The organism is Corynebacterium jeddahense (genome assembly GCF_028609865.1).
GTDB lineage: Bacteria > Actinomycetota > Actinomycetes > Mycobacteriales > Mycobacteriaceae > Corynebacterium > Corynebacterium jeddahense.
The window spans coordinates 2,131,705-2,144,019 of sequence record NZ_CP063194.1 but is presented as its reverse complement, the minus strand read 5'-3'; the positions used below and the strand labels follow the sequence as shown (position 1 = coordinate 2,144,019).

Genomic DNA, 12,315 nt, shown 5'->3' with positions numbered 1-12,315 from the left:
TAGACTTTCGCGCATGTCCAACGCCAACATCGCCGGAATCCTCGCCGACCGCTTCGGCTTCACCTTCACGCCTGAGCAGGTCGCAGAGACGGGGCGCACCGAGACGTCCACGCTCTACACCGCGACGGACGACACCGGCCACGGCGTCGAGGTCGAGGTCTTCTACGATGCCGTCGGCGCGCAGCTCGGCGACGAGGTGAACACGCTCAACAGCCGGCTCGCGCTCGCCGCGCACCCGGGCGCGTTTCAGCCGCGCAGCGTGGGCACCACCGACGATGGCAAGCTCTTCGTTTTGCGCGAGGCGCCGAGCGGCACCCCGCTGTCGGACCTCATCGCGGAGAAGGGCGCGACGTTCACCCCGCAGGAGGTGCGCGACCTGCTCGGCCCCGTCGCCGAGGCGATCGACGACTATGACCTCAAGGGACTGTCCGGCTTCGTCGCCCGCTCCATTACTCCGGAGCGCCTCCTCGTCCAGCCGCAGTGGTCGACCACACCGGTGAAGCTCACCCTCGTCGGCCCGTCGACGGACCCGGCTGGCACCGACGAGGAGGCGGCGAAGGCGAACGTGGAGAAGTTCGCCAACGTCGTCGCGCTCATGACCGGCGAGCAGCCCCGCGAGGGCGCTCGCACCTGCGCCGGCGTGCTCGAGACCGCCCCGGCGGAGCAGGTGGAGATGCAGCAGTCGAACGAGTCGGTCGCCCCGCGCCCGCAGGACGGCTACCGCAAGCCGCCGGAGCCCTACGCGTACAGCGCGGATGGCACCTACGCGCGCCCGGCTGAGCCGAAGAAGAAAAAGAGCCCGTGGCCGTGGATCATCGCGATCCTCGCGCTGCTGCTCGTCGCCCTCGGCGCGCTCTGGTACTGGAGCACCCACCGCGGTGAGGAGTGGGCCGGCGCGGAGGCCGAGATCGCCGAGGCCTACCCGAAGGTCGTCTCCGAGCGCTCCGGGCAGAAGGGCTGGAAGGACCTCAAGTGCGAGTCCGAGCCGACCGAGGGCGACCAGGAGGGCAAGATCCGCTGCGCGGACGAGAACCTCGGCGTGTCGGTGGTGAAGTACGCCGACGAGTTCGACCGCGACGACGCGGTACCGGACCCGAGCGAGGCGGTCGTCCTCGGCTCCGGAGAGTGCACCATCAACTCCTACGAGCTGCCGGACGCGAACCCGCAGGCGTTCGTGATGACGCCGAAGGACAAGCCCGAGTACCTCTTCATCATCAACGGCTCCGACGCGGAGTCCCAGCGCCTCGATCTCCCCGTCTGCGAATAAGCTACGATTATTCGCCGTGAGTACGCAGGATCTTTCAGAGCAGCAGCAAATCCGCCGGGAGAAGAGGCAGAGGCTTCTCGACGAAGGGCGCGACGCCTACCCCGTCGAAGTCGACCGCACGACGTCGCTGAAGGACCTGCGCGCGAAGTACGACGGCACGCTCGAGCCGGGTGAGGAGACCCAGGACGTTGTCGCCGTCGCCGGGCGCATCATGTTCCAGCGCAACACCGGCAAGCTCTGCTTCGCCACCCTGCAGGAGGGCGACGGCACCCAGCTGCAGGTCATGCTCTCCTTCGCCGAGGTGGGCGAGGAGACGCTGGCGCAGTGGAAGGCCGATACCGACCTCGGCGACATCGTGTCGGTGCGTGGGCGCGTCATCGCGTCGAAACGCGGTGAGCTCTCCGTGATGGCCCAGTCGTGGCACATGGCGTCGAAGGCGCTGCGCCCGCTGCCGGTGGCGTTCGCGGACATGAACGAGGAGCAGCGGGTCCGCCGTCGCTACACCGACCTCATCATGCGCGAGGACGCGCGCGTCAACGCCATGACCCGCATCAAGGTCATCGCCGCGGTGCGCAAGTACCTCACGGGCCTGGACTTCGTGGAGATTGAGACCCCGATGCTGCAGACCCTGCACGGCGGCGCCGCCGCCCGGCCGTTCATCACCCGCTCGAACGCGCTGGACATCGACCTCTACCTGCGCATCGCGCCGGAGCTGTACCTCAAGCGCGCGGTGGTCGGCGGCATCGAGCGCGTCTTCGAGATCAACAGGAACTTCCGAAACGAGGGCGTCGATTCCTCGCACTCGCCGGAGTTCACCATGCTGGAGACCTACCAGGCGTGGGGCACCTATAAAGACGGCGCGAAGACGATCAAGGGCCTCGTGCAGTTCTGCGCGGAGGAGGTCTTCGGCTCCCAGAAAGTCACGCTCGCCGACGGCACGGAGTACGACTTCTCCGGCGAGTGGAAGGTGCTGGAGATGTACCCGAGCCTGAACGAGGCGCTGCAGCGCAAGTTCCCGGGCCAGCCCGAGGTCACCGTCGATTCCTCCGTCGAGGAGCTCAAGGGCATCGCCGAGGTCATCGGGCTCAAGGTGCCGGAGAACGCGGGCTGGCTGCACGGCAAGCTCGTCGAGGAGGTCTGGGAGGAGCTCTGCTCCGACCAGCTCTACGAGCCGACGTTCGTGGTGAACTTCCCGGTGGAGACTTCCCCGCTCACGCGCGACCACCGCGAGAAGCCCGGCGTGACTGAGAAGTGGGACCTCTACGTGCGCGGTTTCGAGCTGGCCACCGGCTACTCCGAGCTGGTGGACCCGGTGATCCAGCGTGAGCGCTTCGAGGATCAGGCGCGCCTGGCCAACGCCGGCGACGACGAGGCGATGGTGCTCGACGAGGACTTCCTCGCCGCGATGGAGCAGGGCATGCCGCCGACAGCCGGCACCGGCATGGGCGTCGACCGCCTGCTCATGGCCCTGACCGGCCTGGGCATCCGCGAGACGGTGCTCTTCCCGATGGTGAAGCCGGAGGTGTAGCCGCCATGCGCCGCGCCCTGCCCCTTGCCGCCGTGGTCGTGCTGGCGCTCGCGGGTTGTGCCTCCGAGCCCGAGGTGGTCGAGGTGACCCAGACGTCGTGGGTGGCGCCGACCGAGGGGTCGGCGACTGCAACGACGGAGTCTGCTACGGAGTCTTCCGCGGAGTCAGCCCCTGGGGCGTCGACAAGCAACGGCTCCACCTCCGCCGCGGCGGCCCCGCCGGACTGCTCTGACGCCGCCCTGCAGCGCTCCCCGGGGTACGAGGACTTCGAGATGCGCGGCGAGTGCGAGGGCGGGTTCGCGCGGCCCGGCGTGCCGAACTCCGACGTGATCAAACTCGTGCAGTGGGACGGCAGCATCTGGCGCCGGGTGCCCGCGGACGGGGAGTGGGACGGGCTCGGGATGAGCGCGCCGTGCTACAACCCGGGCCGCCTCGAGGAGCTCGGGGTGCCGGAGCGCTTCGCCAACAAAGAGAAGCAGTGCGGGGTGTACGGGCCGGGCGAGACCCCGCCGAACAAGGTGAGCGCGGCGCCGGCGGGCGCAGGATACATCCCGTACGTGGGGCTGGGGGAGTCGACGCCGAAGTACGCGTCGCAGCCGGCGTGCGACGGGCGCGGCATCCTCATCGTGGACTCGATCGTGGACTACGGCGACCGGGACGACACGCAGCGGCGCATCGCGTTCGAGGCGTTGACGGCGGACCCGTCCGGCAAGACCCGGGAGTACACGTTCCCGGGGCAGTGCCCGTCGCTACGCAAGCAGCTCGACGGCCACGACATCTACCCCGTCTACCTCGACTACGGCTCGGACACCGACGCGCTGTGCCGGGCGAAGGCGAACTACGGCGGCAACGCGCGCGTGCTGTCCAACCGCGAGGAGTACGTCGACCCCTGCTAGCCCTCAGCGGGGTGTATGCACAATCGAACTGGGGATTCGCGGGCCCGGGTGACGCCGATGCGCGCTGAGAGCTAGCGGGGGGATATGCGCAGGTGAGAATTGTGTCCGGTGGTTATAACCAACTACAGTTCGAGGCGAATGCACTGCGGTTGGAAGGAGCACCGGAATGTCAACCACCAAGGCGAGCCTGCAGGACCAGGCCGCCGACATCCTCGCCGGGGTCGGAGGGCCCGGCAACATCGCCTCGATGACGCACTGCGCCACGCGCTTGCGCTTCGAGCTTAACGACGCCTCCCTCGCGGACAAGGAACGCCTCGAGGCGAACCCCAAGGTGATGGGCGCCGTCCCGCAGGGCGGCAACCACTACCAGGTCATCGTCGGCGGCGACGTGGCCACGGTGTACAACGCCATCAACAAGCTGCCCGAGATGGCGGATCGCAGCGTGTCTAACGAGGAGCTGAAGAAGCAGCAGCGCGACAAGACGAAGGGCAAGATGCCCTGGCTCGACGCGTTCTTCGAGTACCTCTCGGACTCGTTCCGCCCGATCCTCGGCGTGCTGCTCGGCGCGTCGCTCATCATCGCGTTCACCGCGGTGCTCGACGCGTTCAACATCGTCGACTTCCGCGCTGACGTGAAGTCGCCGGGCTGGCAGTTCGTTGACGCCATGTGGCGCTCGGTGTTCTACTTCCTGCCGGTGGCGGTGGCCTACAACGCGGGCAAGAAGCTCGACATCGACCCGTGGGTGCCCGCCTCGATCATGCTGGCGCTGTTCACCCCCGAATTCCTCGGGCTGGCCACGCACCCAGACGTGCGCGTCATCGACAACTCGGTGCTGGGCACGCAGACGAACATCATCGACGTGTTTGGCCTGCCGATGGTGCTCAACGACTACGGCGGGAACGTCTTCGTCCCGCTCATCATGGCCGCCATTACCGCGCTGGTGTACAAGGGCTTCCAGAAACTCATCCCGTCCTCGGTGCACATGGTGTTCGTGCCCTTCCTCACCCTGCTCGTGATGATCCCGCTGACGGCCTTCCTCATCGGCCCGTTCGGCTACCTGCTCGGCGCCTGGATCGGCTCCGGCCTCGCGTGGATGAACGACAACGCGCCGTTCATCTTCGCGCTGCTCATCCCGATGCTCTACCCGTTCCTCGTGCCGCTCGGCCTGCACTGGCCGCTCAACGCGCTCATGCTGGTGAACATCAACACCCTCGGCTACGACTTCATCCAGGGCCCGATGGGCGCGTGGAACTTCGCCTGCTTCGGCGCCACCGCCGCGGTGCTGGCCATCTCCGTGCGTGACCACGACCCGCTCATGCGTCAGACCTCTGGCTCCGCGCTCGCCGCGGGTCTGCTCGGCGGCATCTCGGAGCCGAGCCTCTACGGCATCCACCTGCGCTACAAGAAGATCTACCCGCGCATGCTCGTCGGCTGCTTCGCTGGCGGCCTCACCATCGCGATCCTGGGCACCCCGTTCGGTGGCGTGAAGACGGACGCGTTCGTGTTCACCTCCATCCCGACAATCTTCGTGTTCGACCCGATGTGGGTCTACATCGTCGCCATCACGGTGGCGTTTGTCACCTCCTTCCTCATCATCTTCATCACCGACTACCGCACGCCGGAGGAGAAGGCGGAGGCGCTCGCCCGGGCGGCCGCCGCGCGCGAGGAGGAGGGTGCTCCGGTAGCGGCTGAGTCTGTTGAGCCGGTTGCGGCCGCTCCGGCTGCTCCCACTGCAACCGCCGCTGCAACCGCAACGGCGGTGGCCACCGCTACCAAGACTGAGGTGCTTGCCCCCATCGCTGGCGAGGTGGTCGCGATGGAAGCGCTCGCAGATGCAGCTTTCGCCTCCGGTGCGCTCGGCCAAGCTGTGGGCGTGAAGCCGGCGAATGCAACCGCCACCGTGGTCGCGCCGGCATCCGGCAAGGTCATCTCGGTGGCCAAGACCAACCACGCGTACGGCATCAAGACTGACGGGGGCGTGGAACTGCTGGTGCACATTGGCATCGACACGGTGAAGTTGGGCGGTGAGGGGTTCACGCCGCTCGTCGAGAAGAAGCAAATGGTGCAGGCGGGCGAGCCGCTCGCGGAGGTGGACTTCGCCTCCATCGACGCAGCTGGCGTCGACACCACCGTGATCACGTCCGTGGTCAACTCGAAGAAACTCGCATCGGTCACCGATGTTGCGCAGGGGTCCGTCGGCCCCGGCGACCCGATCATGGAAGCAACGAAGGAGCAGAAGGATGACTGACCGTCGCGTTTTGCACGGAATTGGAGTGTCGGCGGGGACGGCGTCGGGACCTGTGGCCGTCGTCACGCAAGCTGTCGGCATTGATGAGCACGAGGCTGCCTCCGTCGACCCTGCAGCCGACGGCGAGCGCGTGCGCGAGGTGCTCGAGGGCGTCGCTGCGTCGCTCAGAGAGCGCGCAGAGCGCGCGAACTCCGAGTCGTCGAAGGCCGTGTTGGAGGCGACGGCCGTCTTGGCCACAGATAAGGGGCTCATCCGCGGCATTGACAAGGAGCTGAAGAAGGGCGCGGGCGTGACCAAAGCTATCCACGACGCCGTCGAGGTGTACGCGGGCAAGCTGCGCAAACTCGGCGGCTACATGGCCGAGCGCGTCACCGACCTCTACGACATCCGCGACCGCGCCACCGCCCGCGTCCGCGGCCTGCCCGAACCCGGCGTGCCCGCGCTGTCGCAGCCGTCCATCCTGGTGGCCGAGGACCTCGCTCCCGCCGAGACCGCGACGCTCGACCCGGAGCAGGTCCTGGGCATTATCACCGAAGCCGGCGGCGCGACGTCGCACACCGCGATCCTCGCGGCGCAGCTGGGCATCCCCGCCGCAGTGCAGGTCAAGGGCATTGCCGAAGCGATTATCGACGGCCCCGTGGTCGCCCTCGACGGCGGCGTCGGCGAAGTGATCGTTGCCCCCACCGACTCCGACGCGACCGAGCTCGCGGAGCGTTCCCGCCGCCGCGCCGCGGCTCTAGCCGGGTCCTCCGGCGAGGGGGCGACGCGCGACGGCTCCCGGGTGAAACTGCTGGCCAACATCGGTACTGCGGAAGACGCGGAGAAGGCGGCGAAGTATGACCTGGAAGGCTCCGGCCTCTTCCGCTCCGAATTCCTCTTCCTCGACCGCGATTCCGCGCCGTCGCTCGAGGAGCAGACGGAGACCTACACCGCGGTGCTTCGCGCCTTCGGCGAGCGACGTGTCGTTGTGCGCACCCTCGACGCGGGTGCAGACAAGCCGCTCTCCTTCGCTGACCTGGGGGAAGAGGAGAACCCCGCACTCGGACGCCGCGGCCTGCGCCTTTCGCAAGCCAGGGAGGACCTGCTGGATACGCAGCTTGAGGCGTTGGCGCAGGCGCACCGCGCGGTGCCCGAATCCGAGCTGTGGGTCATGGCGCCCATGGTTGCCACCGTGGAGGAAGCCCGCTGGTTCGCCGCCCGCGCCCGCGCCACCGGCCTGCCCAAGGTTGGCGTGATGGTGGAAACCCCCGCCGCCGCGATCCGCTCCGCCCACGTGCTGGAGGAGGTCGACTTCGCCTCCATCGGCACCAACGACCTCTCCCAGTACACGATGGCCGCCGACCGCATGCAGGGCGAGCTCGCCGAACTGCTGTCCCCCTGGCAACCCGCCCTGCTGGCGATGATCCGCGAGACCTGCCGCGGAGGCGAAGCCACCGGCAAACCCATTGGCGTGTGCGGCGAGGCGGGCGGCGATCCGCTCATGGCTCTCGTGCTCGTCGGCCTGGGTGTGAAGTCCCTGTCCATGGCGCCGGGCAAGGTCCGCGCTGTCCGCGCCGCCCTACGCATGCACGATTTCGACACCTGCCGCCAGATGGCCAACTACGCCGTCGATGCGCGAACTGCCCGCGACGCCCGCGAGGCCGTGCTGGCCATCGCGGACCCGGTGCTGCGAGATCTGCTGTAGGGCTGGTTTGTGGCCCACCACTCGGCATGCAAATGGAATCCGAACCGTGCGGTTCGTTTTTCACTCAAACCTGAGTTGGATCATTTTAGTGCGGAAGTCAGGGTTCGGTGATGGCGTGGATGAGGTTTTGCACTTCGGCTGGTAGTGGCGTGGCCGCGTGGATTGTTGTGTCTTCGACTCTGAGTTCAAAACTGCGATACTTTTTGAAAGTTCGCACGAGTCGTTTAATGCTTCGTCCGGTTGCTGATTCCATCATTCGACTTACTGCGAGTGTTGCCATGACGATATTGAGGTGCGCATTAATCGAGCCCTCGGTTCGGGCATAAATTGGTCGCGCCTTGAGATCGGATTTCGACATCCGATTGCCCGCGTGTTCGTTCGTGACTACCTGGACAGCTGTAGCCCCAGAAGCAGTCGTCACAGTACGGATAGACGGGCTCACAAAAGATCACACTACCGTCCGCCCCCCACCCCACCCCTTAGTGCGGAAAAATACCCAACCCCAACACCAAACCAGCAGGTCTACGCGTCAAGAGTTAAGTCGGTCACACCATAGTGAGCCAAGTCAGGTTATAATGCAAGTGTATTGGTATTATAATACAAATTTATTGGTAAGGTGATAGCTCATGGCCCTGGTCGGGAAAAGGGTCCTGAAGGTGGCGGGACTTATCGTGACGGCAATCGTTGCACTTGCGGCAGCCGGTGCTGGCGGTTGGGCATGGTACACAACCACGTATCACTCGCGTCTTGTGAGATCCCTGGAAAAGGCTGGCTATCAAGAGCACCGGGTGAGCGTGGATCATGTGAAGCTCAATGTAGGGGTAAGCGAGCCAAGGGACGGTTCCCCTATTGTCCTTATCCATGGTCAAGCGAGCGGATGGCGCCAGTACGGTTACGCTTTACGTGACCTCAGCAAGGATCGCCAAGTGTATGCCATCGACGTTCCAGGGCATGGCAAGTCTGATCGCCTTGAATCTTATCGAGCGGTGGAGGTCGCAGACGTCCTATCTCGTTATATAGAGACAATTGGCCAACCCGTCGTATTAAGTGGGCATTCGTCTGGGGGTCAATTGGCCGCGTTGATTGCTGCGCGTCATCCAGAACTGGTTAGCTTCCTGGTGTTAGAAGATCCGCCGCTATTTGCCACAGAGCTGCCTGAGGCGCGCAATACGTGGAATTATCAGGACCTAGCTGTCAGCGCTCATGAGTTCTTGTCTTCAGGAGAGACCGACTGGCAGGCTTATCAGTGGCGCAGCCAAAAAATGTGGCAATACTTTGGGGACTCTGCTCAGGGGTTCATCGGTGATGGACTCGCATATCACTGTCGGCATCCGGGCGCCCCGATAGCTCTGTGGACCATGCCTCCCGAGATGAATGAGGCACAGGTGTACATCATGGATTATGACCCAGCGTTTGGTGATGCCTTCTTTACGGGTCTCTGGAACGAAGGGTTTGATCAAGAAGCAACACTTGCGGCGATTCAAGCGCCAGTTACCTATATTCATTGTCAAGCGCGATACGACGGGGAAGTCCTTCAAGCTGCGGCCAGTGATGAGGACGCCGCCAGGGCCATGGATTCTCTTCCCGCCGGTGCCGTTAAAGTCGAGGCTGACTCGGGCCACAACTTCCATGTAGAAAAGCGCAAGGAGTTCGTAGGAATTCTGCTGGCCGGCGTAGGTTAATCCGCGTGCGCTTCTCCTGAGTTGGATCATTTTAGTGCGGAAGTCAGGGTTCGGTGATGGCGTGGACGAGGTTTTGCACTTCGGCTGGTAGTGGCGTGGCCGCGTGGATTGTTGTGTCTTCGACTCTGAGTTCAAAACTGCGATACTTTTTGAAAGTTCGCACGAGTCGTTTAATGCTTCGTCCGGTTGCTGATTCCATCATTCGACTTACTGCGAGTGTTGCCATGACGATATTGAGGTGCGCATTAATCAAGCCCTCGGTTCGGGCATAAATTGGTCGCGCCTTGAGATCGGATTTCGACATCCGATTGCCCGCGTGTTCGCTCGTGACTACCTGGACAGCTGTAGCCCCAGAAGCAGTCTGTTGCGCGGTCGTATCTAGTAACACCGTGGTGAGTATCGAGTAACGCATTGGTGAGCATCCAGTAACGGTCCGGGGGAGGATTCTGGTGACCGCGTGACTTCAGGGCACGCGGCGTTACCAGAGGAGTCTGATTGTGACCGACTACCGGGCGGTAATGGATCGAGTGCTGAAAGGCTGGTCTGTCCGCCAAATCTGTTCAAATGAGCGGTGCTCGCACACCACCGTGCAAAAAGCCCGCGATGCGCTGGTGGAACACCACATCACAACGCGTGAGCAACTTCGCGGGGTTGCAGATCATGAGCTGGCGGACTGGTTCGTCGACTGTCGACGGGCGCAGCCATGCTCAGGGCGATTTCGTCCCGATCGATTTCGACGCAGTTGCCAAGGCGCGCACCGGGCGTAACAAGGTGACCCTGCAGGTGCTGTGGGGCCGCTACACCGCACAGCCTGCGGGCACAGGCCAGCGGTATTACAGCTACGAGCGGTTTCGCCAACTTGTGGCCCAACACGTTGATGCAGCCGGGCTGACCGCCAGGATCACCCACGCCCCGGGCCATACGATGCAGGTGGACTGGGCAGGCACGAAGATGCGGCTGTGTGATCCCACCGGCGGGCAAGGGACGAAGGTCAGCATCTTTGTCGCCTCGCTGCCGTATTCAGGGATGGTGTTCGCCTGCGCGTGCGTGGATGAGCGCCAGGACGCGTGGCTTGCAGCTCATATCCGCGCGTTCGAGTACTTCGGCGGGGTCGCCGAGGTTATTGTGCCGGATAACGCCTCGACAGCCTCGAACGCGATTAGTGCCGCGGATAAAAATCGCCGGGTCAACTCCACCTACGAGGAGTTTTTAGAGCATTACAACACCGCTGCGTTGCCGGCTCGGGCGAAACGGCCCAAAGACAAGGCCAGCGTCGAAGCCGCAGTCAAGATCGTCACCCAAAACGTCATCCACGCACTCGACGGCCACCAGTGCGTCGGGATAGACGAGCTCAACGCGAAAATCACCGATCTGGTCGATGGGATTAACGCTGCCACGCCGTTTCGCGGCAATGCGACAAGCAGGCGCGCATTGTTTGATCAGTTCGAACGCGACGTGCTTACCGCGCTGCCTGCAACACCGTGGCAGCGCACCGAATGGAAACGCGCCAAAGTCGCGCCCAATTTCCACATCAGAGTGCACAACGCGCATTACTCGGTACCGCACCAGCTGGTGGGCCGCACCGTGGATGTGCGTATCACCGGTGACAGCCTCGCCGTCTTCGACGCCGGGCAGCGTGTGGCCACCCACCAACTCGCACGTGCCCGCGGGGTGTACGTCACCGACACCGACCACATCCCGGCGAACATGGGTGATACCCGTGGGTTGTGGACAAGCGAGTTCTTCCTGCGCGAAGCCGCCAAAATCGGGCCGGCCACCCGCCAGGTGATTGCCGAGCTCATCGAAGCCAAAGCGATCCCTGCCCAGGCGTACCAAGCGTGACGCAACGTGCTCAACATGGGCAAACACGCCAACAAGCCAATCCTCGAAGAAGCCTGCCGGCGTCTGGTGTCCACCGACGGCGCCAGGCGTGCCGTGTCGTATACCGCGGTGAAAAACATGATGGCCGCCGTGCGCAAAGACACCTCCACACGACCCACCGGCACTGACCTGCCAACCGATCAACTAACCGGCAGACCAGCTGACGGTGCGCCTGCCCCGACAGCGCGTGACACTCGCGGCGCCTACCTCGGTGGTGCTGCTCAGTTCAGCCTCGAAAACCTCACCAAGAAAGGATCTGCATAACCCATGGACCACCCACAGCCAGCATCAGCATCCGCCCGCTTCCTCGACGAATCAGTCCTGCCGATCTTTACCGATCTACGCATGACCGCCTTCGGACAAAGCGTCATCGACATCGCCGCCGATCCCGCATTCGACGATTGGAGCTTTTCCGGCAAAGTCCTCTACGCACTCGATAAAGAGGTAGCGGCCAAGCGTGAGAGGCGAGTCAACAAACTGCTCAAAGCATCCCGATCGCCAAATCCCGATGCTTGCATCGAAGACATCACCTACACGCCCGGCCGCACCATCAACAAAGAGCAAATCACCCGACTCGCTCACTGCCAATGGTGCCAAAGCGCGCAAAACATCGTCATCCTGGGCAAATCCTCCGTCGGCAAAACCTACCTCGCCCAAGCACTACTCACAGCGGCGTGCAGAAACGACTACTCCGCACGCTTCTTCCGCACCGACACACTCGCCAACCACCTCGCCGTGCTCAAACACGACGACCCAGCCCGCATTACATTCCTCGAAGACCTCCACAACACAGACGTGTTAGTCCTCGACGACTTCCTCACCACCCCAATCGATGCCGCTACCGCACACCAACTGCTCAATATCCTCGCAGAACGCGAACCCCGCGGATCGACCATCGTGACATCCCAGTTCACACCCGACGAGTGGTACAAATCCATCCCCGACGCCGTCATCGCCGAATCCATCCTCAACCGACTCGTCGCCGGCGCCGAAATCATCACACTCGAAGGCACCAACATGCGACTGACCCAATAACCCCACCGAAACCCTAAAACGCCCGGGTGACTTTCCGGTAGCGCTTCAGTGGGTTTCCGGTAGCGCGTTGGTCGGTGTTGCATGACGCTTTCTG

Annotated in this window: 9 protein-coding genes and 2 pseudogenes; 9 read left to right on the top strand and 2 right to left on the bottom strand. The window is 64.0% G+C overall.

The genetic code is table 11. The features are described 5' to 3' along the window. Positions 1-13: 13 nt before the first annotated feature. From CJEDD_RS10430 to ptsP, 5 genes are all read left to right on the top strand, one after another. Positions 14-1,267 carry a protein kinase family protein gene (locus CJEDD_RS10430; protein WP_042407704.1) on the top strand — a complete coding sequence of 418 codons (1,254 nt, stop codon included), beginning with the start codon at positions 14-16 and terminating at the stop codon, positions 1,265-1,267. Positions 1,268-1,283: 16 nt separating this feature from the next. After that, positions 1,284-2,795 (top strand): lysine--tRNA ligase, encoded by a 1,512-nt coding sequence (gene lysS / locus CJEDD_RS10425; RefSeq protein WP_042407709.1) that lies wholly within the window; start codon positions 1,284-1,286, stop codon positions 2,793-2,795. A 5-nt stretch (positions 2,796-2,800) separates the two neighbouring features. After that, the gene (locus tag CJEDD_RS10420; protein ID WP_052333815.1) at positions 2,801-3,691 is read left to right on the top strand and encodes a hypothetical protein; all 891 of its coding nucleotides are present in this window, start codon (positions 2,801-2,803) and stop codon (positions 3,689-3,691) included. Between the two features lie 166 nt (positions 3,692-3,857). Further along, a complete protein-coding gene (locus tag CJEDD_RS10415) occupies positions 3,858-5,939 on the top strand; it encodes a glucose PTS transporter subunit IIA (RefSeq protein ID WP_042407711.1) in 2,082 nt (693 codons plus the stop codon). Then, complete coding sequence (ptsP, locus tag CJEDD_RS10410) at positions 5,932-7,623, top strand: phosphoenolpyruvate--protein phosphotransferase (protein ID WP_042407713.1); 1,692 nt, start codon at positions 5,932-5,934, stop codon at positions 7,621-7,623. The genes CJEDD_RS10415 and ptsP overlap by 8 nt, the downstream gene beginning before the upstream one ends. A 97-nt stretch (positions 7,624-7,720) precedes the next feature. On the opposite strand, the pseudogene CJEDD_RS10405 reads toward ptsP, so the two are convergent. Beyond that, positions 7,721-7,984 (bottom strand): annotated as a pseudogene (locus tag CJEDD_RS10405) (IS1634 family transposase); the annotation flags it as partial. Positions 7,985-8,249: 265 nt separating this feature from the next. Between CJEDD_RS10405 and CJEDD_RS10400 the strand changes: the two are divergent. Continuing rightward, positions 8,250-9,305 carry an alpha/beta fold hydrolase gene (locus CJEDD_RS10400; RefSeq protein ID WP_074432534.1) on the top strand — a complete coding sequence of 352 codons (1,056 nt, stop codon included), beginning with the start codon at positions 8,250-8,252 and terminating at the stop codon, positions 9,303-9,305. Between the two features lie 43 nt (positions 9,306-9,348). Here CJEDD_RS10400 and CJEDD_RS12385 read toward each other — a convergent pair. Continuing rightward, positions 9,349-9,612: pseudogene (locus CJEDD_RS12385) on the bottom strand (IS1634 family transposase); the annotation flags it as partial. A gap of 326 nt (positions 9,613-9,938) precedes the next feature. Between CJEDD_RS12385 and istA the strand changes: the two are divergent. The 3 genes from istA to CJEDD_RS10385 are packed head-to-tail and all read left to right on the top strand — an operon-like array spanning position 9,939 to position 12,221. Further along, positions 9,939-11,147 carry an IS21 family transposase gene (gene istA / locus CJEDD_RS10395; protein WP_232297720.1) on the top strand — a complete coding sequence of 403 codons (1,209 nt, stop codon included), beginning with the start codon at positions 9,939-9,941 and terminating at the stop codon, positions 11,145-11,147. Between the two features lie 15 nt (positions 11,148-11,162). Further along, positions 11,163-11,450, top strand: coding sequence for a hypothetical protein (locus tag CJEDD_RS10390; RefSeq protein WP_232297721.1), 288 nt, complete (start codon positions 11,163-11,165; stop codon positions 11,448-11,450). 3 nt (positions 11,451-11,453) lie between these two features. Continuing rightward, positions 11,454-12,221, top strand: a complete 768-nt coding sequence (locus tag CJEDD_RS10385; protein ID WP_042407720.1) for an ATP-binding protein — start codon at positions 11,454-11,456, stop codon at positions 12,219-12,221. The last annotated feature ends 94 nt before the right edge of the window (positions 12,222-12,315 follow it).

What these genes read in the sequence shown, in the direction of transcription:
- CJEDD_RS10430 (WP_042407704.1), top strand. Translation starts at nt 14, where the DNA reads ATGTCCAACGCCAACATCGCCGGAATCCTCGCCGACCGCTTCGGCTTC.
- CJEDD_RS10420 (WP_052333815.1), top strand. Translation starts at nt 2,801, where the DNA reads ATGCGCCGCGCCCTGCCCCTTGCCGCCGTGGTCGTGCTGGCGCTCGCG.
- CJEDD_RS10400 (WP_074432534.1), top strand. Translation starts at nt 8,250, where the DNA reads ATGGCCCTGGTCGGGAAAAGGGTCCTGAAGGTGGCGGGACTTATCGTG.
- CJEDD_RS10415 (WP_042407711.1), top strand. Translation starts at nt 3,858, where the DNA reads ATGTCAACCACCAAGGCGAGCCTGCAGGACCAGGCCGCCGACATCCTC.
- CJEDD_RS10385 (WP_042407720.1), top strand. Translation starts at nt 11,454, where the DNA reads ATGGACCACCCACAGCCAGCATCAGCATCCGCCCGCTTCCTCGACGAA.
- ptsP (WP_042407713.1), top strand. Translation starts at nt 5,932, where the DNA reads ATGACTGACCGTCGCGTTTTGCACGGAATTGGAGTGTCGGCGGGGACG.
- CJEDD_RS10390 (WP_232297721.1), top strand. Translation starts at nt 11,163, where the DNA reads ATGGGCAAACACGCCAACAAGCCAATCCTCGAAGAAGCCTGCCGGCGT.